This is a genomic window from Serratia sp. BNK-23, assembly GCF_047456145.1.
Taxonomy (GTDB): domain Bacteria; phylum Pseudomonadota; class Gammaproteobacteria; order Enterobacterales; family Enterobacteriaceae; genus Serratia; species Serratia nematodiphila.
The window spans coordinates 1,966,977-1,988,332 of the sequence record NZ_CP179900.1; the positions used below are offsets into that span (position 1 = coordinate 1,966,977).

Below are 21,356 nucleotides of genomic sequence, written 5' to 3' on the forward strand. Positions count from 1 at the left end.
GCAGGCAGGGGCGCACAGAGTGCGCCCCTTTTTGATCAGGCGAAGATAGTCATCATGTAGGCGGCGAACAGCGCCAGGTGGGCGGTGCCGTTCAGCACGTTGGTGCGGCCGGTCGAGAACGACAGCTGGCACAGCAACAACACCGTCAACATCACCACGATATGCGGCGTTTGCAGGCCGAAGATCAGCGTCTGCCCGGTCAGGGTAGCGATGATGGTCACCGCCGGCACCGTCAGGGAGATGGTCGCCAGCACCGAACCGAAGAACAGGTTCATGGCGCGTTGCACCTGATTGTTCAACACGGCGCGCAGCGCGCCCAGGCCTTCAGGCGACAGGATAAGCAGCGCCACAAGGAAACCGGTGAACTGCGCCGGTGCATTCATTTTGGTCAGCAGGCCTTCGAGCGGATTGGCGTTGAACTTGGTGACGGCGATAACCGCGATCAGGTGCACGATGAGCCAGGCGGCGTGCCAGGCGCTGCTGTGCGAAGAGGGCTTGCCGTGGTGCGGATCGCCATCGTCGTCTTCATGCTCGTACACGAACAGGCTCTGGTGGGTTTTGGTCTGGATCACCAGGAATACGCCATACATGGCGGCGGAAATCAGCGCCACCAACAGCGCTTGCCCGGTACTGAAGTTGCCGCCCGGCAGCGCACTCGGGAACACCAGCACGATCACCGCCAGCGGGAAAATCGCCATCAGGTACTGTTTGATGCCGCCGAGGTTGACGTACTGGGTGGCGAACTTGCGCCCGCCGAGCAGCAGCGCGAAGCCGACCAGGCCGGCGGAAACGATCATTATGATGGAGTACAGCGTGTCGCGCATCAGCGCCGGCGCAGCGTCGCCGGTGGCCATCAACGCCGAGATCAGGCTGACTTCGAGGATCACCACCGACAGGCTGAGGATCAGCGAGCCATAGGGCTCGCCCAGTCGGTGGGCGAGCACGTCGGCGTGGCGCACCACGCTGAAGGCGCTGCTGAGGATCCCCACCAGCGCGAGAATATTGATGCCGACGATCAGCGGAAAGTTAGCGGTGCTGCCCCATAAATTCAACACCACCAGCGCGGCGATGGGGAAGATCAGTGAGTATTCGGTGTGGCGAGATTTGGTGGATCGGCCAGGATCGTGTTGCGACTTCATGAGGGTGGCACTCCTTCTCAAACAGCGTAGCCCGTCAGCGCCGGTCGCCGTGATGCGGCAACTCTGCGTTTCCAGTAGGTATTTTATATTAGGATACACCCGCGGCGCCGGTGTGATGTTGTTTTTATCTGAGAAAGCAATTGCTTGCTTTATGTGATCAGAGTAACAAAAAAACCGCACGGAGTGCGGTTTTATTTACTTACTTTTACGCAATAACGTCAATTTACAACGTTAGATTTGAGAAAAGTCGTGTTTACTTATTTAGTGCGTGGTTAATCAAGGAAAATACGACCGTTAGTCGTCAATATTATCCATGATTTCATGCCGTTTATTGTGGTATCCCTCTTCATTTAGCCCTTCACGCCAGTAAGGCACGGCATAAAGACGATTACGATCGCATTGACGTTCGCGGCGCAGGTAACGGCGCAGCTCCACCACCAGGCGATCTTCACCGGCGAGCCAGAAGTGCGCTTCCCCCTGCGGCAGGGACTGCGCGCGGAACCGAGCGATCAATTCGTCGGTTTTCTCCGTGCCGCCGACGATCCAATTCACCTCAACGCCGGCAGGTTTTTCCAGGTCAATCACGTCGGCAGTGCTGTCGACGCGGATGAAAGCGCGCCCGGCGCCGTGCGGCGGCAGGTTTTCCAGCAGCGCGGCCAACGCAGGCAGCGAGGAAGGATCGCCCGCCAGGCAGTAGAAGTCGGCGGCCGGCAGCATCGGTTTGGGGCCGCCTGGATTGCTGATGCCGATTTTATCGCCGGCTTTCGCCTGACGCGCAAAGTCGACCGCCGGTCCCTGGTGGTCATGGATGGCAAACTCGATGTCAACTTCCGCCTGTTCCGGGCGCACGGCGCGAATGGAATAGGTGCGCACGATCGGGCGCACGGCATCCGCAGCCCAGCGCGGGCCGTTTTCAGTCAGCGTCGGCAGATCCGGCTGCGTTTGACCGGCGAGCGGCAAAAAGACCTTGATGTGCGCGGCGGCGGCGTTGGCCGGGTAGTAGCGCAGATCGGGCGCGGTAAAGGTGATGCGGCGCAGGTGCGGCGTAATGTCCTGTACGGCGCTGACGGCGATCAGGTAGGGGGCGCGTGAGCGAGGGGCTTCGGTAGTCACGAGGATCTCCTTATAGTTCGTTTGGCGGTGAGTATACCATGCCGTTTGATAATGAGAATTGTTTGCTCATTGAGGCGCAACCGCGTGTGAGCTAGGCTTAAGGTTCACGCAATACGCACGGGAGGACGTGATGCCATACCAAGACACGAGCGACTTGCCGGACAATGTAAAGCATGTGCTACCGGAACATGCGCAGGCGATCTATAAAGAAGCGTTCAACAGCGCCTGGCAACAATACCGGGATCCCGACGATCGGCGCGGTGACGACAGCCGGGAGGAGACGGCGCATAAGGTGGCCTGGGCGGCGGTCAAGCAAAGCTATCACAAGGGCGACGACGAACGCTGGCATAAAAAGTAACGCTTTTATGCCCCGGTAAAAAACGCGCAGACGTTATGCTGACCTCGGCAATTAATATTATTGCTGCTCAGTACAAATACTTTTCCACGTTAACGCCGCTTTGCAACTTGATTGCGCGGCGGGAAAAGAATATGGTCATTATTAATCGGCGCGGTTATTGAATTAATAAAATTCCGCACCAAAAAATAAAATTGCAAAGGTTCAGTAGTGGCGAGGGAGGACGAGAAATCGTATTCCCGGGAGGTTGTAACAGTGTTAACGCGAGATTTTCTGCAAAAAGCGGATTGCAAAACCGCCTTTGGCGCTATTGAGGAGTCGCTGCTGCTGACGCCTGAACAGCGCGCAGCCTCGTTGGAATGCACGTTATCGCGCCGGCCGGATCACAGCCCGGTATGGGTATTCGGTTACGGTTCGCTGATGTGGAATCCGGTTTTCGAATCTGAAGAAGTGCGGCCCGCCATGCTGCAGGGCTGGCATCGGGCGTTCTGCATGCGTTTGACCGCCGGGCGCGGCACGCTGCATCAGCCGGGGCGCATGCTGGCGCTGAAAGAGGGCGGTCAGACCACCGGATTGGCGTTTCGTCTGCCGGAAGGTAAGCTGCGTGAAGAGCTGGAGCTGCTTTGGAAGCGCGAAATGGTGACCGACTGCTACGTGCCGACCTGGTGTGAACTGCAGTTGGATGGCGGAGAGACCGTCACGGCGCTGGTGTTCGTGATGAACGCGCAGCACCCGTTGTTTGAAGCAGACACCAGCCACCAGGTGATCGCGCCATTGATCGCCAGCGCCAGCGGCCCGCTGGGTACCAACGCGCAATACCTGTTTGCGCTGGATAACGAGCTGAAACACCACGGCATGCAGGATGATTGCATCGGCGATCTGGTGCGCTATGTACAGCAGTGGTTGCAACAGAACCGCCCTGGCGCTTTCGGGGCTGAGGCTACCGCCTGAGGCGTTAGCAGGGCAGCAGACACTTAAGGGCTCAGCATGCTGAGCCCTTTTTCATATATCTAATACCTCTATTTAATAACTTTATTCTGCATGATGACTTAAGGCTCTTTATTTGTATGGTTATTTATCTCATTATTTTTAAAGACATTCATCATTTTCCCCCGTCCTCACCCCCCGAGAGCCACGATAAATAATTCACTTAGCATTAAATTGCATAAGTAAAGGTTATTTCTTATTTGTTCAGCCCCGCAGGACTCCGTATCAATATGGCAGACGCTACTGCAAGTAACAGGGAGACGGGAATGAACTTTCAACAATTAAAAATTATTCGAGAATCGGCGCGCTGCAACTACAACCTGACCGAGGTCGCCAATACCTTATTTACTTCGCAGTCCGGCGTTAGCCGGCATATTCGCGAGCTGGAAGAAGAGCTGGGCATCGAAATATTCATTCGCCGCGGCAAACGGCTGTTGGGCATGACCGAACCCGGCAAAGAGCTGCTGGTGGTAGCGGAACGGATTCTCAACGACGCGAACAACATCCGTCGCCTGGCGGATGTCTTCAGCAGCAACGATTCGGGGCAGCTGCATATCGCGACGACGCACACCCAGGCGCGCTATAGCCTGCCGGGGGTGATCAAAGAGTTTCGCGCGCTTTATCCACGGGTGCGGGTGGTGCTCAATCAGGGCAGCCCGGAGGAGATCGTTTCGATGTTGGCCGCCGGTGAAGCCGATATCGGCATTGCCAGCGAACGGCTGATGAGCGACGAGTCGCTGGCGGCGTTCCCCTACTACCGATGGCATCACACCATTCTGGTGCCGGAAGGGCACGAGTTGACGCGGCAGCCGCAGGTGACGCTGGAGATGCTCAGCACCTTGCCGTTGATCACTTACCGCCAGGGCATTACCGGCCGCGCGAAGCTGGATGCGGCGTTCAAATCAGCGGGCCTGACGCCGGACATCGCGCTCAGCGCGCAAGATTCCGACGTGATTAAAACCTATGTCGAGCTGGGGTTGGGCGTGGGCGTGCTGGCGGACATGTCGTATGAAAAAGAGCGCGATCGCGGGTTGGTCAGCCTCAACGCCGAGCATTTGTTTGAACCCAATACGGTCTGGCTGGGCCTGAAACGCAGCCAGCTGCAGCGCAACTATGCCTGGCGCTTTATTCAGCTGTGCAACCCGACGTTGTCGCTGACCGAAATCAAAGACAAGGTCTTCTCGTCGCAGCTGGATGCGGTGATTGACTACCAGATTTAACAACACGGGATTGCCCTGCAGGATCGCTTGCGGGCTAATGCATGGTCAGTCATCGGTACGTTCGATAAGGTGACGCTTGCTTTTTCTGAACGGGCCGATGGCTTCCCATTCCGGGAGTTCTTCGGCTGGACGTGGGTTAGCCATCTCCCAGCGATGGTATTGACGTAAAATCTCGATGGCGATGCGTTTTTGCTCTTGAATGGAGAGCGTGGGGTCGGTCAGATCCTTATTTTCCATTTTGGCTTCCTTGCTGCTCGTTATTTATACGCACCTTATCACATCTGGCACCGTATTTTTCCAGCGATTGTATGTACTTTTTCAGTGCGTTGAAGCTGGTTTTACATGTCATGGTGCCGGGTATTACTTCAAAGGCGGCCTGACGTGTATACAGTGCTAACACGTGATGGTTAATGGCGTGGCTGATAAGTATGTCCGGCGGATACGCCGGCGTCAGCCCCTGCTCTTGCAGGTTCAGCCCATACAGATATAGCGCCTGCAAGCAGTTGCGCAGCATATTGCCTTTCAGGGGATGTTGCGTTTCGCGCAGGGAGAAATTCTCCAGCGCGACAAGTTCGATAACGTTCTCCGCCTGGAGATAACGGCACAGGCAAAAGCCGGCGCGGCTCAGCGGGCTGGCTATTTGCCGGTAGACAAAAGCGAAACTCATCGGCATTTGGACATGATATTTAAACAGAGAGCGCCAATTTAACGTATGGCCGTTTTTTCTGCCTTTTTGCCAGCGCCGGTCTTGTACCGTCAGACGAGTCATAAACAGATTCGACTCAAGCAGCACGCTGTTCATGTCTGCCAGCGTTTGCTCTATCGCTCTCTCATGCAGGAGTGAGCAGCCATTTTCTGATGGATGGTTTGCCATTTGCCCGTCCTTTGGGTGACTGAGCTCACGTTAGTCACCCGATGAAACAGACTCAAACCCCGACTTTCATCGCTGCGAATCGTGCTGCAAAGACAGTAGGCAATTGCCGCGACGTGTCGCGAGAGTGCGATCGGCCGCGCAATCCTTGCCCTAATAATCAAAATCCCATCTATATACATAAAAAGAATATCTATAGTGATTTAAGTACCTTCAGCTGCCGATCGTGCTCGCATACACTCGCAAAATTATTATAAATTCCATCCGCTTGGAGAGTTTCAGATGAAAGCGCTCGTTCCTTCTTTGCTGTTTTTGGCCGTGGCGGCCAGCGTTAACGTACAGGCGGCGACGCCGGCCAACACGCTGGTGATCGCGCAATCTATCGATGACGTGGTCAGCTTTGACCCGGCCCAGGGATTTGAGTTAACCACGGTGCAGTCGTTCAACAGCCTGTATCAACGTCTGATCCAGTCAGATCCGCACAATCCCATCGATCTTAAACCAACCCTGGCCAGCAGCTGGCAGGCCGGCGCCGACGACCGCAGCCTGACTTTCAGCCTGCGCCCGGACGCCAGGTTCGCCAGCGGCAATCCGCTGCGGCCGGAAGACGTGATCTTCTCGCTTTCACGGGTGGTTAAACTCAATCTCGAACCGTCGTTTATCCTGACGCAGCTGGGCTGGAACGCGAAGAACGTGGAGCAACACCTGAGCAAGGTGGACGAGCACACGGTAAAAATCAGCTGGAGTGAGAACGTCAGCCCGGCCTTCGTGCTCAGCCTGCTGTCGGCGCCGGTATCCTCGATCGTCGACGCCAAAGAGGCGCTGGCGCACCAGCAGGGCGACGATCTGGGGCATCAATGGTTGAACAGCCACTCCGCCGGCAGTGGCCCTTACAAAATCCGCACCTATGTGCCGCACGAAGTGGTGGTGCTGGACGCCAACCCGGGCTCGCCGGAAGGGGCGCCGACGCTGAAAACCATCCTGATCAAAAACGTGCCCGATCCGGCGGCGCGCCGTTTGCTGATCGAGCAGGGCGATGCCGATATCGCACGCAACCTGGGGGCAGACCAGATGGCGGCTCTGAAGGGCAAGCCGGGCGTCAAACCGCTGGCTATTCCTTATGCTTCGCTTTATTTCCTGCAGTTCAACGCCAAGGCGTCGCCGGCGCTCGGCAATCCGGCGTTCTGGGAGGCGGCGCGCTGGCTGTTCGATTATCAAGGCATCGCCGACGATCTGCTGAAAGGGCAGTTCCAGAGCCATCAGGCATTCCTGCCGGACGGTTATCTGGGCGCGCTCAAAGATAGGCCGTACAGCTTCAATCCGCAGAAAGCCAAAGAAATACTGGCCAAGGCGGGGCTGAGCAACGTCAGTTTCCGTCTGGACGTCAACAACCAGCCGCCGTACCTGGACATCGCTCAGGCGCTGCAGGCCAGTTTTGCTCAGGGCGGCGTGAAGGTCGAACTGGTGCCGGGCATCAGTTCGCAGGTCTCCACCAAGGTGAAAGCGCTTAACTACGATGCGACGCTGACCTCCTGGGGGCCGGATTACTTCGACCCTAACACCAACGCCGCCGCCTTCGCCTACAACCCGGAAGACGGCAGCAAGACGCTGGCCTGGCGCGCCAACTGGCAGATCCCGGCGCTGAGCAAGCTGACGCTGGCCGCCACTGCGGAAAACGACACCGCCAAACGGGTGGCAGACTACCAGCAACTGCAAAAACAGGTGCAGCAAAGCTCGCCGTTTGTCATCGGCCTGCAGGCGCGCAGCCTGATTGCGGTGCGTGACAACCTCAAGGGCTATGTGCAGGGCATCAACCCTGACATGGTGTTCTACAGCAAGGTCAGCAAGTAATGGCCGCTGACCTGTCCGCCGGCGCCGGGGCGGCCCGGCGGTATTGGCGCTGGGGCGGGCGGCTGCTCGGCGGCGTGCTGTCTCTGGCGCTGACGTTGCTCGGCCTGCTGCTGTTCACCTTCATGCTGTCGCACCTGGCGCCGATCGATCCGGCGCTGCAGGTGGCGGGCGATCACGCCAGCGAAGCCACCTATGCGCAGGTGCGGCACGAGCTGGGGTTGGATCAGCCGCTGCCGGTGCAATTTTGGCGTTACCTGGTGCACCTGGCGCACGGTGATTTGGGCATTTCGCGTATTACCGCGCAGCCGGTGTTGAGCGATCTGTTGCGTACCTTCCCGGCGACGGTGGAGCTGGCCACCTGCGCCATTATCCTCGGCGCCCTCGGCGGCATTACGCTGGCGTTTCTGGCGGTGCTCAAACCGGGCAGCTGGCTGGATAACGCGGCGCGTCTGCTGTCGCTGATCGGTTATTCGGTGCCGATTTTCTGGCTGAGCCTGCTCGGGCTGTTGCTGTTCTACGCCACGCTGCATTGGTCGGCGGGGCCGGGGCGGCTGGACGACATTTACTTGTACAGCATGGAGCCGCGCAGCGGTTTCGTGTTGATCGACAGCTGGCTGTCCGGCGATCGTGAAATGTTCTACAACGCCATCGGCCACCTGTGGCTGCCGGTGGTGGCGTTGGCGCTGCTGTCGATGGCGGGCATTACCCGGCTGCTGCGGGCGGCGATGCTGGAAGAGTGCAACAAGGAATACGTGACGCTGGCGCGTTCCAAGGGCGCCGGCCGCCTGCGCATTCTGCTGCGCCATGTGTTTCCCAATGTGCTTGGCACGCTGATCACCGTACTGTCTCTCTCCTACGCCAGCCTGCTGGAGGGCGCGGTATTGACCGAAACGGTGTTCGCCTGGCCCGGCGTCGGGCGTTACCTGACCTCGGCGCTGTTTGCTGCCGACACGCCGGCGATCCTCGGTGCCACGCTGCTGATCGGCACCTGTTTCGTGCTGTTGAATGCGCTGGCCGACGCCTTGACCTATTTAGTGGATCCGCGAACTCGATGAGCCAATATCTCTCTGAACACGAACCGCAAAGCGAGCCAGCCGTCGGTGACCGCCGCGGTCGGCGGTTGACCACGCTGACGCTGGGCGCGGCGCTGGTGGCGATCCTGCTTGTCACCGCGCTGCTGGCTCCGTGGCTGGCGCCTTTCGATCCCAATCTGCAGCATATCGAGCTGCGGTTACTGCCGCCTTCGGCTGCACATTGGCTGGGCACCGACGGCTTTGGCCGCGATTTGCTCTCCCGCGTGATTTACGGCGCGCGGCCGACGCTGATCCTGGTGTCGCTGATTCTGGTGTTGACCATTCCCATCGGCCTGCTGGTCGGCATTTGCGCCGGTTACCTCGGCGGCTGGGTCGAGCGCATTTTGATGCGTCTGACCGACATTTTCCTGTCGCTGCCGAGTCTGGTGATCGCGCTGGCGTTCGTGGCGGTGATGGGGCCGGGGCTGATGAACGGCGCGCTGGCGCTGGCATTGACCAGCTGGCCGGCCTTTGCCCGCCAGGCGCGGGCCGAAACCCTGGCGCTGCGCCGCAGTGACTACCTGGCGGCGGCGCGCATGCAGGGTATCAACGGGTTGCGGCTGATGGTCGGCCACATTTTGCCTTTATGCCTGCCGAGCGCGGTGGTGCGTGCGGCGCTGAGCCTGGGCGGCATCATCCTGTCCGCCGCCGGTCTGGGGTTCCTCGGCATGGGCGTCGCGCCGCCGACCGCCGAATGGGGTTCGATGGTGGCCGAAGGCAGTAAAGTGATTTTCGACCAATGGTGGGTCGCCGCCGCACCAGGCGGGGCGATCCTGTTCGCCAGCCTGGCGTTTAACCTGCTGGGCGATGGCCTACGCGACAAAATGGATCCTCGTCATGGGCACTGATAACACTTTATTGACCGCCGAACGGCTGGCGATCGGCGTGCCGGGGCCGCAGCCGGCGGCGCTGGTGAAGAATATCTCGTTCAGCATGGGGCGGGAGCGGCTGGCGCTGGTCGGCGAGTCCGGTTCCGGCAAGTCGTTGACCGCGCGTGCGCTGATGGGGCTATTGCCGCCGCCGTTGCAGCTGCAGGCGCAGCGCCTGACGCTGGGCGATGAAGACTTGACTCGCCTGAGCGAACGCCAGTGGAGCCGCCTGCGCGGCGACCGGGTGGCGATGGTGATGCAAGATCCCAAACATGCGCTGAATCCCAATCAGCCGATCGGCCGTCAGGTGGAGGAGCCGCTGGTGCTGCATGCCAAGCTGAGCCGCGCCGAGCGGCGTGAAAAGGTATTGGAGATGCTGGCGGCGGTGGGGTTGCCCGATCCGGCGGCGCTGTGGGGCCGTTATCCGCATCAGCTCTCCGGCGGCATGGGGCAGCGGGTGATGCTGGCCATTGCGTTGATCAACGATCCGCAGCTGTTGATTGCCGATGAACCGACTTCGGCGCTGGATCACCAGATGCGCGATCAGGTGCTGCAACTGATAGACAATCTGGTGGCGCAACGCAACATGGGGCTGATCCTGATCAGCCACGATTTGCAGCAGGTGGCGCACCACTGCGAGCGGGTGCTGGTGATGTACAAAGGCGAGCTGTTGGATCAACTGCCGGCAGCAGAGCTGGCGCAGGCCACGCATCCTTACACTCGCACGCTGTGGGCGTGCCGGCCGAGCCGCGAGACGCGCGGCAAACCGCTGCCGGTGCTGGACCGCGCGCTGTTGGAGACGTTGAAATGAGCGTAATCGCACTGGAGAACCTGAGCGTCAGTCACCGCCAGGGCTACGAGCTGCGCACCGTGGTGCATGAGGTTAACCTGCACATCGAACCGGGTGAGTGTTTCGGGCTGGTGGGGCCTTCCGGCTGCGGCAAGTCCTCGTTGCTGTGGGTGCTGGCCGGGCTGAATGGCAGCTGGCAGGGCGGTTTTGAGCTGCTGGGGCGGCGGCTGCAACCGGGGCAGGCATTTACCGGCGAGCTGCGGCGTGAGGTACAGATGGTGTTTCAGGATCCCTATGCTTCGCTACACCCCAAGCACCGGCTGTTGCGTACGCTGTCGGAGCCGCTCAAGCTGCTGCAGGAAAGCGATATCGAACGCAAGATCAGCGCGGGCTTTCGCCAGGTGGGGTTGGATCCGCGCCTGCTGGATCGCTACCCGCATCAGCTGTCGGGCGGCCAGCGGCAGCGCGTGGCGATCGTGCGCGCATTGTTGCTGCGGCCTAAGTTGTTGCTGCTGGATGAACCGACTTCGGCGTTGGACATGTCGGTGCAGGCGGAGATCCTCAATCTGCTCAACGAGCTGAAGCAGGCGGGCGATCTGACCATGGTGCTGGTCAGCCACGATGCGGACGTGATTGACCATATGTGCGATCGTTCGGTGGCAATGGCGCACGGCCGCATCAGCATTTAAACCTGTGCCCGCCAACGCGGCGGGCATATCCATCTTGGTAATAAATAAAGCAATTTATCGTCGTTCTTCTGTTAATTCTTACCCCCTACACTCGAAAAACAGCGCAACCGCGTGATTGTGGAGAGTGTATCGATGAAACGGTTAATTCCAACCTTATTGTATGGCGCGCTGGCGGCCGCTTTTGGTGCGCAGGCTGCCACCCCGCAGGATACCTTGGTAGTGGTCAGTTCGTTGGAGGGCATTATCAGCCTCGATCCGGCGGAGAGCTTTGAAACCGTCAGTTCGGCCAATCTGGTCAACCTCTATCAGCGCCTGGTGGCGCCGGATCGCGCCGCGCCGCAAAAGCTGGCGCCGGACGCCGCAGGCAGTTGGCAAGCGGGCGCCGATGGCCGCAGCCTGACCTTTACCCTGAAACCGCAGCAGCGTTTCGCTTCCGGCAACCCACTGCGGCCAGAAGATGTGATTTTTTCGCTGGTTCGCGCGGTGAAGCTGAACAAGGCGCCGTCGTTTATTCTCGGCGAGTTTGGCTGGACGCCGGATAACGTTGAGCAACAGCTGAAGAAGGTGGGAGATAACCAGGTGCAACTCAGTTGGCCCGCCAACATCGGCAGCGAGTTGGCGCTGCGGCTGCTGACGGCGAATGTGGCTTCGATCGTGGATGAAAAGCTGTTGAACGAGCACGCGCAGCAGGGGGACTACGGTAACGGCTGGCTGCGCAGCCATTCCGCCGGCGGCGGCCCGTATCGGGTGAACAACTATGTGCCGCATGAAGCGCTGCTGTTTGGCCGTAATGACTACGCTCCGTCGCCGGCAAGGTTGAAAACGGTGTTGTTCAAGAACGTCAGCGACGCCGGTACCCGCCGTTTGCTGTTGCTGAAAGGGGATGCCGACGTGGCCTACGATCTGGGGGCTGACCAGTTCGACTCACTGCGTAACGCGTCTGGCGTGCGCATCGAGCAGGCCGATGCGCCCCGGATCTATTACCTCGGTTTCAACACCGGCAGCAAAGACAATCCGGCGCTGGGCAATCCGGCGTTATGGCAGGCGGCGCGCTGGCTGGTCGATTATCAGAGCATCGCCGAGCAACTGCTGAAAGGGCAATATCGCGTGCATCAGGCCTTCTTGCCGCAGGGATTGGACGGGGCACTCGACGATCGGCCGTTTAAGCTCGACGTGGACAAAGCCAAACAGATCCTGCGCGATGCCGGCATCGCTGAAGGCACGCGCATCGATCTTATCGTCATCAACCAACCGCCGTATACCGACATCGCGCAGGCGCTGCAGGCCAGTTTTGCGCAGGCCGGGCTGCGGTTGGATATCCATCCGGTGGTAGAAAGCGATCTGTGGGGCAAGATGCGCGGCCGCGATTTTCAGGCGATCTTCACCTACTGGGGCGCCGACTACCTGGATCCGAACACCAACGCCAGCGCCTTTGCCTATAACGTGCCCGGTGGGCCGAAAACCCTGGCCTGGCGCACCCAGTGGAACATTCCCGCCATCAGCGCGGAAACGCGCGCCGCGGCTGCGGAAGGGAACAGCGCCGCGCGCAGCGCACGTTACGTCACGTTGCAACGGGAACTGCAGGCCAGTTCGCCGTATGTGGTGGCGCTGCAGGGGCAAACGCTGGTGGCATTGCGGGACAACGTCGAAGGTGCCCGGTTGGATATCGCCAACAGCATGCTGTATCTGGATCGGGTCAGCAAGTAGCGGGCCTGTCCGAGCTTTATGTTGCACCAAAGGCCAACGGCGAGTGAAATCGCTGGCTATTGCTACCTCGGATCGCGAGATGTTGTGTCAGGGTGAAATAAAATGAAATTTCATAACGCGCTCATATGACGGTGATAGATTGGCACTGAAAGGCGGCGTTGTTGACGCCTTTCACCGCGGCCGTCCGCAATGATGCGGACACATCACGTCAGGAGATATTATGGACAATAACGAAAACGCTTCAGGAGCGCGCGCAGCAACCTTGATCGCCACCGGTGAGGTTGTTACGCCGGAACAGTTTTATCAGGACAGCGACGGAAGCAACTGGGGGCCGGCGATCAACAAAGCGGCGGCAGCGGCGCTGCAAGCCGGCGGTACGCTGTCCCTTGGGAAGCGGGTGTATACGGTCGCCGGACACGTACTCATTCAGACGACAACGGACATCTACGGCGGCATCGGGTTGCGGGTGGTCGGATTGGGACGGGCGACCAAAATTGTCAAGACGGCGGACAGCAGTTACACCAACGAACAGGGCGAAACGAAGAAAGCGGTGATCGTGGTGAAAGGCTTCGCCAATCTGACGCTGCACGGCTTGACGTTGCGGGATGATACTGGCGTAGACGACACTCACGGCGTGTGGTTCAGCGATCGCAATATGACGAAGTTTGATATTCGCGACATCTACACCAAGGTCGGCGGTTATTCGCTGTTTGTCTCGGGTGATATGTTCATTAACTGGCTGGTGAACGTGCAGATGGAGGCAAACGCCAATCGCCCGGGCGATGGGGTGCTGTGGATGGACAAGTCCGGCACCACCAATTTTATAGACGGCCTCTACGCCGCTCGCGCCAAGGGGACTGCGTTCAGAATTTCAGGGTTTTACTCTACTATCGGCTCGTTGGCTGCGGATGACTGTATCGGCGATATCTACTCGTTCAAAGATTTTAACGGCACGATCAATTCGTTGGGCTGCGAGAACCGCAACACGCAGCGCGCCGCCAATGTCAGCGTGTTGTCCACCAACTTTGCCCAGGGCACGATAGGCAATATCAATATCCAGGATGCGCAGAATGTGGAGAGCGGGAGCGTGTTGTGCCGATTCATCAACGAATCTCGTTGGGACATCGGTCAGTTGACTCTTTACAGCGGTTCGAAGACGCCGTTCCCGGCGGCGATCGCCGCCTGCAGCAATAATACCGAGGTAACCTTCAGTAACGTATACAACGGCGGCGTCCCGGTGGCCGGCAAAAGCACCGTCGACGTTACGTCGTTTTTAAGCGGGGTTGAAGCGATGTACAGTCTGGGCGAGCGGGGAATTGCCCCTTCCGCCACCAGCAACCATTTGCCGCGCAATATCTCGAAACAGCAATCGTGGACTTTTTTAGGCACCCTGACCGCGCCGGATCGGCAACCTACAACGCGCATTACTCTTCAACAGGGCGTAAGCACCAAGGTGCTGGCGTGCGATTTATATATCACGTTCGATCTGTCTTCGCAGGCGACCGCCTTTGTCGTCAATAAAGGCAGCTATAGCGCGAAAGGCGCCTTTATGTTGCGGCGCACCGGGCCGTTAAGCTGCGAAATATATTACCGCGTCGAGAAAGATTTCGGCTTTGGCAGTTATCAGGTGCAGACTACGCGCGGCAGCTACTGGCGGCCGGACGGCGTTTCATTGAGCTCGCCACCCGCCGATGCGTTGGAAATCCGCAGCGATGAGGTGTTATCCACCACCAGGCTCGCAGTGATCCAGCCACTGGCCAATCCGACAACGGCCAGCACTGCGGAAGTGGCCGGATTGCTCAATCGGCTGATCGAGACACTGAAGAACTAACCGAATAACGCCGGCGCGTTCTGGCCGGCGTCCATCAAGAGCAACAGCCAGCCGGCAGCCGCCAAGGCGATGCCGAAAGGTTGCCGCGTTCGCCAGGCGCGGCGGTTGCGGCGGCTGCGCGTCAATGCCATGCCTAATCCGAACATGGCCGCCAGACAGACCAGCAGCGGCAGCATCGTCCAACCGAGCCAGGCGCCCAGCGCCGCCAGCAGTTTGAAATCACCCTGGCCGATGCCGTTACGCCGCCGCACCTGCCGATAAAGCGCGTTGAGCAGCCACAACCCCCCGTAGCCGGCGGCGGCGCCGATAACTGCGTCGCCCAGCGTCGCCCAGCGAGCGTCAAGATTACACAGCATCCCGCCCCACAGCAGCGGCTGGGTTAACCGGTCCGGCAACCACCGGTGGCGCCAGTCTAGCCAGGCAAGGGCGATCAGCAGCGCCGCAGCCGGCGGCAACCACAGCCGGTGTGCTGCCGGCAGGTCGAAGGGCAGCGCCGTCAACGCCAAACCGAAGGCCGTCAGCAGCAGGCTACGGCGGCGCAATTGCGGTGGGTTGGCGCGCCCGGCCGCCGTTCGCTCCAACCGGGTGATGAGCGCGAAGGCGACCACACCTGCCGACAGCAGCGCGGTGAAAAACAGCGCGGGCCACAGTAAGGAAAGAAACATCGGGGCTCCATAAGTCGTGAAATGGATGTTTAAAATAACGGCAAAATGCGTATTTCATCGGGGTGAAATGCGGTGGGCTGTGAGGAATGCGCAGTTGTACGCATCGCCACTTCACGTATTGCAGAGTGAGGCAATGTCATGCGCGGAGGCGCGCAACAGCGGGGTGTTGCGCTTTTTATCGGCAAAATCGGTGCTGAAAGGGTGTGAATTCACCTGGCGGCCGGAATGGATCGGTAAAGGGCGTAAGTGACGGCGTCACTGGAGAGTGATTGGGGTTTATCCTATTGTTTCTGTTCGTCAAGCCGTTAGGCTTTAAGGGAGAGGCGCCCCGGCCTGGACGGGGCGTAGGGTTTCCAGATCTGCCGCGGGAAAGGCGACAGCAAAGCAGTGGGTTGGCCTGCTCCAGGAGGGAGGGGGCCAACGGTGCCATGAAAGACGAAATTCAGGCGGGACTCATCAAAACCAAAAAACGACGCTGGCACAGCCGCCAGGCGGTGTGGCTGGCCGGGGCGCTGGTGTGGCTGGCCGGCGCGGCGCCCGCCTGCGCCGAATCCCCGCCGGCGCCGGAGAGCGTTGTCTCTTCCGCACAGGCCGCCGCAGATCCGGCCGCGAATTTGCCCGAACTGGGCGGCGCGCCCGATGACGCCGCGCGCGAGAAGCAGTGGGCCGAGATGGCCAAGCAGTTCGGCGAAAAAGATCTGAATAACGTTTCCCGTCAGCAGATGCGCAGCCGCGCCGAGGATTATCTGCTGGGCCAGGCGACCGGCGCGTTGCAACAGCAGGCGCAGGAACTGTTGTCGCCGCTGGGCACCGCCCGATTATCGCTGAAGATGACCGGTGAGGGGGACTTTACCGGCAGCAACGGGCAGTTATTCAGCCCGCTGTACGACGTCGACGGATTGCTGACCTACAGCCAGATCGGCTGGCTGCAGCAAAGCGCCGGGGCGCTCGGTAATTTCGCGCTGGGGCAGCGCTGGATCGCCGGTGACTGGCTGCTGGGGTACAACACGGCGCTCGACAGCGATTTCGCCCGGCAGCGCAATCGCGGCAGCGTCGGCGCGGAGGCCTGGGGAGACTACCTGCGTTTCTCCACCAACTATTACTACCCGCTGTCGGCGCTGGCGCAACAGCCTGGCGATGGCGTGTTTTTCAGCCGCCCGGCGCGCGGTTACGACATTACGACGCAAGGCTATCTGCCGTTTTATCGCCAGATCGGCGGTTCGCTCAGCTATGAGCAGTATCTCGGCGATAATGTCGATCTGTTCGGCAGCGGCAAAAAACAAAACGATCCGCGCGCGATGCAGCTGGGGCTCAATTACACCCCGGTGCCGCTGGTGACGATGAAGGCGCTGCATAAGATTGGCGCGGGCGGGCAGAGCCAGGATCAGATCGAGCTGGCGCTGAGCTATCGGCTCGGGGTGCCGTTGGTGAAGCAGATTTCGCCGGAATATGTGGCGCAGGCCAAGTCGCTGCGCGGCAGCCGCTACGATCCTATCGAACGCAAGAACGTGCCGGTGCTGGAGTTCCGCCAGCGCAAAACGCTGCAGGTGTTCCTCGCTACGCCGCCGTGGAGCCTGCAGGCGGGGGAAACCGTGCCGCTGGTGCTGGAAATCAAGGCATTGAACGGGATTTCTCACGTCAGTTGGCAGGGGGATACGCAGGCGCTGAGCCTGACGCCGCCGCACAATGCCAACGATCCGCAGGGCTGGACGGCGATCGTGCCGCCGTGGGACGACGCGCCGGGCGCCGCCAACAGCTACCGGCTATCGGTCACGCTGGAGGACGATAAACAGCAGCGCGTGACGTCCAACTGGATAGAGCTGAAAGTGGCGCCGCCGCTGACGGCGACCGCCGGTGATGACGCGGGCCTGCCGCCGATCAAAACCCTGACGCCGCCGCCGATCCCGGCGCAAACCGGGCCGCTGTACGGCGGCGACTAACCGTTTTTGCCCTGCAGCACCCACACGGCGGCCTCGACGCGGGATTTTAGCTTCATCTTTTTCAGCAGGTGTTTGACGTGTACCTTGACGGTGCTTTCGGTGATGGTCAGGCGGCGGGCGATCAGCTTGTTCGGCAGCCCCTGGGCGATCAGCTTCAGAATATCCCGTTCGCGCGGCGTCAATTGCTGAATATCGCGATCGGCGCTGGGGCGGTTTTCCCGCAGGCTGGCGGCGAGGATCGGCGTCAGCGTTTCGCTGAGCACCATCTGCCCGGCCGCCGCCTGATGCAGCGCCTTCAGCAGATCCTCCGGCTCCATGTCTTTCAACAAATAACCGTCGGCGCCGCGTTTGAGTGCGCTGACGACGTCGTCTTCATGGTTGGACACGCTGAACACCACAACGCGCCCCGACAGGTCTGTCTGGCGCAGACGATCCAGCGTTTCCAGCCCGTTGATGCCGGGCATGTTGAGGTCGAGCAGGATCAGATCCGGATCGTGCTGCTCCGCCAGCGCGACCCCTTGCTCACCGTTGCTGGCTTCGGCGATGACCTGCAGGCGAGCGTCCATGCCAATCAGCTGTTTTACGCCGTTGCGCAGCATCGGGTGGTCGTCGATCAGTAAGATGGTGGCGGCGGTTTCTGTCGTCATGGTGTCTCCGTTAGTCGATGGCGTGGTTATCCGGCGTGAAGCTGACTCGCACCTCGGTGCCGCCGCCGCTGCGCGGTAAAATGTCGCAACGGCCGTGCAGGCTCTTGGCGCGATCGCGCATGATGATCAAGCCGTAATGGTCGGGGCGGGATGTTTCGGCCGGCAGGCCGCGTCCGTTGTCGCATACGCTCAGGGTCACTTCACCCCGTTTGTTGATGACCTGAATGCTCACCTCGCTGGCGGCGGCATGCTTAAGGATGTTGCTGAGCGCCTCGCGGGCGATCTGCAGCAGATGAATGGCCTGGTAGGCGGGCACCGTGCGCGGCCCCAGTTGGTAATCGAGGCTGATGTTCAGGCCCAGTTTGGGATTGAACTCCGCTACCGTCGATTGCAGCGCCGCCAGCAGGCCCGGTTCGGTCAGCTGCAGGCGGAAGGTGGTCAGCAGCTCGCGCAGCTGGCGATAGGCGCCGTTCAGCTCTTCGCGCATCTGCTGCACCAGCGCCTGGCTGGCGGACGAGAGCGTTTCGCCTTGCATCTGCAGGCAGGCGATCTGCATTTTCAGGCAGGAGAGCGATTGGGCGATGGAGTCGTGCAGCTCGCGGGCGATCGCCGCCCGTTCTTCCATCAGCATCAGCTGCTGCTGGTGGTCTACCTGACGTTCGATGGCCAGCACGCTGGTCAGTTGCTCCACCAGAGTGTTGACCAGCTGGCGGTGCTCATCGTTCAGCGGCTGTTGCGGCGCATGTTGCGCCACGATCACGCCGTAGTCGCCAAGTTTGTCACTCAGGCTCCAGCTCAGCGACGGGTTGTCGGGATGCTGGCGGTCGCTGTCGTGCAGGCAGGCGCTGCACACCGGATTATGGCAATGCTCCGGCCGCAGCGCCTGGTTGCCGCTCAGCTGCAGCAGCGGCTCCCGGCTGTCGTTTTCATACAGCCGCACCTGAATGGCGCGCAGCGGCGTCAGGATTTGCAGTTGGTTGAGCAGCGGCGTCAGGCGGCTGCACAATGGCTCGCTGGCGTGCAGCAGGCGGCTGGCGCGATAGAGGAAGCTCAGCATCTGATTTTTTTGCTGCAGGTCCGCGGTCTTCTCAGCTACGCGCTGCTCCAGCCCGCTGTAGGTGGCCGACAGTTCGTCGGACATGGTGTTCAACGCGCCGCCGAGCGACGCCATTTCATCCTGATGGCCGCGCTGCGCGAAGCGGCGGCTAAAGTCGCCGCGGCCCACCGCCAACGCCATTTCCACCAGTTGCCGCCACGGATGCAGCAACCGGCGGCGCAGGTAACAGGTGGTGCCGATCAGCAGCAGCAGGGTCAGCGCGATAAAGCCGGCCTGCACCAGCGTCACCATCAGCAGGCGGCGCTCGGTTTGCCTGTCGATATCCGAGACCAGCTTATCCAACAGCTGCACGAAGTGCGCCACCTGCGGCGCGGCGTCGGCCGGGCGCTGTGCGCTACGCAGGCGAGGTTGCAGGGTCTGTTGCCAGTAGTCGCGCAAGGTGTCGAAAGGTTGCGTCAACCCTTCCTGCTCCACCGAACGCTGCAGGTCGGGGCTGTTTTCGTCGCGCTCCAGTTCGCGGATCAACGCTTCATGCCGTTCATCCAGCGGCACCTGCGCCAGCAGACGGTAGCTTTGCATACGCAGCGAGCCGGCCTTGTTGATGGCATGCGCGTTGCCCTGAATGCTTTGCGACATCCAGGCGGAAATCCCCATGCCGGCCACGCCCAGAATGCCCGACAGCAACATCAGCAGGGCGACCTGATTCACGATCGAAAGCGGGGCCAACAGGCGTTTCATAAGCGCGGGTTCCTGGCATTTGGCGCCGCTGAAGCTCAGGGGCGAGGGCGGCGACGGGGTAAACAAGTCACGATTCAGCCGTATTTTTGATTATCCCTGAGCATAACCCCATACCTCGAATGAAGTACCCATTAGTTTCCAGCGGGGCGGCGAAGCGGTGAGGATGACGAAGCGGTTGATTGTAATTTATTGATTGTAAATGATTTAATTTTTATCCGGAACGTACCCCTAAGGGGATGAAGGCGCTATTTGTGCCGCCAACTACTTGCATTCGGGTTGATATACATCAACTTTGCCGCCGGGGCCGCCCCCTAGGGTGTCGGAATAATCCCCCGTGTCTGAGGTTTTTATGTCGCAACTTGCAACGCCTTCATCAAAGAAAACCGGTGCGCTGATTCAGGATTGGCATCCTGAAGACAGCGCCTTTTGGCTGCAGCGCGGCCATCGCATCGCCACCCGCAACCTGTGGATTTCCATTCCCTGTCTGCTGCTGGCCTTCTGCGTCTGGATGCTGTTCAGCGCCGTGGCGGTCAACCTGAACAAGGTTGGCTTCAACTTTTCCACCGATCAACTGTTCCTGTTGACAGCGCTGCCGTCGGTCTCGGGCGCTATTTTACGCGTGCCGTATTCCTTCGTGATCCCGCTGTTTGGCGGCCGTCGCTGGACCGCTATCAGCACCTGCTTCCTGCTGGTGCCGTGCTTGTGGCTGGGATTCGCGGTGCAGGACAGCAGCACGCCGTACAGCGTGTTCGTCATCATTTCCCTGCTGTGCGGTTTTGCGGGCGCCAACTTTGCCTCCAGCATGGCCAATATCAGCTTCTTCTTCCCGAAAGCGCGTCAGGGCGGCGCGTTGGGTCTCAACGGCGGGTTGGGGAATCTGGGAGTCAGCGTCATGCAACTGGTCGCGCCGCTGGCGATCTCTTTCAGCCTGTTTGGTCTGTTTGGCGGCACGGCGCAAGATCAGGCAGAAGGGGGGCTGTTATGGCTGGAAAACGCCGCCTGGATCTGGGTACCGTTCCTGCTGGTTGCCACCTTGGCGGCCTGGTTCGGCATGAACGATCTGGCGGCGGCCAAGGCATCGCTGCGCCAGCAACTGCCAGTGCTCAAACGTGGGCATTTGTGGATGCTGAGTTTGTTGTACCTCGCGACCTTCGGTTCTTTCATCGGTTTCTCCGCCGGTTTCGCCATGCTGTCGAAGACGCAATTTCCGGAGGTCGTGATCCTGCATTACGCTTTCTTCGGGCCGTTCCTCGGGGCGCTGGCGCGGCCGGTCGGCGGCGCGCTGTCTGACCGTTTCGGCGGCGTGCGGGTGACGTTGATCAACTTTGTGGTGATGGCCGTGTTCGCCGCGCTGTTGTTCCTGACCTTGCCGACGGCGGGCGAGGGTGGTTCGTTCATCGCCTTCTACGGCATCTTTATGGTGCTGTTCCTCACGGCGGGGCTGGGCAGCGGGTCGACTTTCCAAATGATCGCCGTCATTTTCCGTAAAATCACTGTCGATCGCGTGAAAGCGGCCGGCGGCAGTGACGAGAGCGCACAGCGTGAAGCGGTGACGGACTCCGCCGCCGCATTGGGCTTTATCTCGGCGATCGGTGCCGCAGGCGGCTTCTTTATTCCCCAGGCATTCGGTACCTCGCTGGCGCTGACCGGCTCACCGGCGGGGGCAATGAAAGTATTCCTGGTGTTCTATATCTTGTGTGTGGTCATCACCTGGGCGGTGTATGGCCGCAAGAAAAAGGCCTGAGGATCAAACTGCTTTCTCAATCCCTCCCGCCAGGGGAGGGATATTTTTCTCATTCCGAGTCATCTCTCCT

General features: G+C 60.1%; 19 protein-coding genes. 12 read left to right on the forward strand and 7 right to left on the reverse strand.

Annotated elements, in window-relative coordinates; genetic code table 11:
* Window positions 1–35: 35 nt before the first annotated feature.
* Window positions 36–1,139 carry a sodium-potassium/proton antiporter ChaA gene (chaA, locus tag ACMGF9_RS09285; protein WP_004934723.1) on the reverse strand — a complete coding sequence of 368 codons (1,104 nt, stop codon included), beginning with the start codon at window positions 1,137–1,139 and terminating at the stop codon, window positions 36–38.
* A 294-nt stretch (window positions 1,140–1,433) separates the two neighbouring features.
* On the reverse strand, window positions 1,434–2,252 hold the full coding sequence (locus ACMGF9_RS09290) for a siderophore-interacting protein (RefSeq protein WP_021504034.1): 819 nt from the start codon (window positions 2,250–2,252) through the stop codon (window positions 1,434–1,436).
* A gap of 130 nt (window positions 2,253–2,382) precedes the next feature.
* Between ACMGF9_RS09290 and chaB the strand changes: the two genes are divergently transcribed.
* The 3 genes from chaB (at window position 2,383) to cbl (ending at window position 4,814) form a co-directional block, all read left to right on the forward strand.
* On the forward strand, window positions 2,383–2,610 hold the full coding sequence (gene chaB, locus ACMGF9_RS09295) for a putative cation transport regulator ChaB (protein ID WP_118891943.1): 228 nt from the start codon (window positions 2,383–2,385) through the stop codon (window positions 2,608–2,610).
* 252 nt (window positions 2,611–2,862) lie between these two features.
* The gene (locus ACMGF9_RS09300) at window positions 2,863–3,558 is read left to right on the forward strand and encodes a gamma-glutamylcyclotransferase (RefSeq protein WP_021504033.1); all 696 of its coding nucleotides are present in this window, start codon (window positions 2,863–2,865) and stop codon (window positions 3,556–3,558) included.
* Between the two features lie 302 nt (window positions 3,559–3,860).
* Window positions 3,861–4,814, forward strand: coding sequence for an HTH-type transcriptional regulator Cbl (cbl, locus tag ACMGF9_RS09305; RefSeq protein WP_004934716.1), 954 nt, complete (start codon window positions 3,861–3,863; stop codon window positions 4,812–4,814).
* Window positions 4,815–4,859: 45 nt separating this feature from the next.
* Here cbl and ACMGF9_RS09310 read toward each other — a convergent pair whose 3' ends face one another.
* Both ACMGF9_RS09310 and ACMGF9_RS09315 read right to left on the reverse strand, forming a co-directional pair.
* Entirely contained in the window at window positions 4,860–5,051 is a 192-nt protein-coding gene (locus ACMGF9_RS09310; protein WP_015378216.1) for a hypothetical protein, read from the reverse strand.
* On the reverse strand, window positions 5,041–5,688 hold the full coding sequence (locus ACMGF9_RS09315; protein WP_015378215.1) for a hypothetical protein: 648 nt from the start codon (window positions 5,686–5,688) through the stop codon (window positions 5,041–5,043). Before ACMGF9_RS09315 ends, ACMGF9_RS09310 begins: the two co-directional genes overlap by 11 nt.
* Window positions 5,689–5,967: 279 nt before the next feature.
* Here ACMGF9_RS09315 and ACMGF9_RS09320 point away from each other — a divergent pair, with 279 nt between their 5' ends.
* From ACMGF9_RS09320 to ACMGF9_RS09350, 7 genes are all read left to right on the forward strand, one after another.
* Window positions 5,968–7,536: an ABC transporter substrate-binding protein gene (locus ACMGF9_RS09320; protein ID WP_015378214.1), complete on the forward strand. Its 1,569-nt coding sequence runs from the start codon at window positions 5,968–5,970 to the stop codon at window positions 7,534–7,536.
* A complete protein-coding gene (locus ACMGF9_RS09325) occupies window positions 7,536–8,591 on the forward strand; it encodes an ABC transporter permease (protein WP_118891944.1) in 1,056 nt (351 codons plus the stop codon). The genes ACMGF9_RS09320 and ACMGF9_RS09325 overlap by 1 nt, the downstream gene beginning before the upstream one ends.
* Window positions 8,588–9,457 (forward strand): ABC transporter permease, encoded by an 870-nt coding sequence (locus ACMGF9_RS09330; RefSeq protein ID WP_015378213.1) that lies wholly within the window; start codon window positions 8,588–8,590, stop codon window positions 9,455–9,457. The genes ACMGF9_RS09325 and ACMGF9_RS09330 overlap by 4 nt, the downstream gene beginning before the upstream one ends.
* A complete protein-coding gene (locus ACMGF9_RS09335; RefSeq protein WP_099982599.1) occupies window positions 9,447–10,289 on the forward strand; it encodes an ABC transporter ATP-binding protein in 843 nt (280 codons plus the stop codon). The genes ACMGF9_RS09330 and ACMGF9_RS09335 overlap by 11 nt, the downstream gene beginning before the upstream one ends.
* Window positions 10,286–10,957: an ABC transporter ATP-binding protein gene (locus ACMGF9_RS09340; RefSeq protein ID WP_015378211.1), complete on the forward strand. Its 672-nt coding sequence runs from the start codon at window positions 10,286–10,288 to the stop codon at window positions 10,955–10,957. The genes ACMGF9_RS09335 and ACMGF9_RS09340 overlap by 4 nt, the downstream gene beginning before the upstream one ends.
* A 132-nt stretch (window positions 10,958–11,089) precedes the next feature.
* Entirely contained in the window at window positions 11,090–12,664 is a 1,575-nt protein-coding gene (locus ACMGF9_RS09345) for an ABC transporter substrate-binding protein (RefSeq protein WP_004934699.1), read from the forward strand.
* 220 nt (window positions 12,665–12,884) lie between these two features.
* A complete protein-coding gene (locus tag ACMGF9_RS09350; RefSeq protein WP_015378209.1) occupies window positions 12,885–14,495 on the forward strand; it encodes a hypothetical protein in 1,611 nt (536 codons plus the stop codon).
* Here ACMGF9_RS09350 and ACMGF9_RS09355 read toward each other — a convergent pair.
* Entirely contained in the window at window positions 14,492–15,160 is a 669-nt protein-coding gene (locus ACMGF9_RS09355; RefSeq protein ID WP_015378208.1) for a prepilin peptidase, read from the reverse strand. The genes ACMGF9_RS09350 and ACMGF9_RS09355 overlap by 4 nt on opposite strands.
* 428 nt (window positions 15,161–15,588) lie before the next feature.
* Between ACMGF9_RS09355 and ACMGF9_RS09360 the strand changes: the two genes are divergently transcribed.
* A complete protein-coding gene (locus tag ACMGF9_RS09360) occupies window positions 15,589–17,100 on the forward strand; it encodes a YchO/YchP family invasin (protein WP_015378207.1) in 1,512 nt (503 codons plus the stop codon).
* Here the strand turns inward: ACMGF9_RS09360 and narL are convergent.
* Together narL and narX are read right to left on the reverse strand one after the other, a co-directional pair.
* Window positions 17,097–17,747: a two-component system response regulator NarL gene (gene narL, locus ACMGF9_RS09365; RefSeq protein WP_004934684.1), complete on the reverse strand. Its 651-nt coding sequence runs from the start codon at window positions 17,745–17,747 to the stop codon at window positions 17,097–17,099. The genes ACMGF9_RS09360 and narL overlap by 4 nt on opposite strands.
* A gap of 10 nt (window positions 17,748–17,757) precedes the next feature.
* A complete protein-coding gene (gene narX, locus ACMGF9_RS09370; protein WP_118891945.1) occupies window positions 17,758–19,542 on the reverse strand; it encodes a nitrate/nitrite two-component system sensor histidine kinase NarX in 1,785 nt (594 codons plus the stop codon).
* Between the two features lie 349 nt (window positions 19,543–19,891).
* On the opposite strand from narX, the gene ACMGF9_RS09375 reads away from it, so the two are divergent.
* Entirely contained in the window at window positions 19,892–21,286 is a 1,395-nt protein-coding gene (locus tag ACMGF9_RS09375; RefSeq protein WP_015378205.1) for a NarK family nitrate/nitrite MFS transporter, read from the forward strand.
* Window positions 21,287–21,356 lie beyond the last annotated feature (70 nt).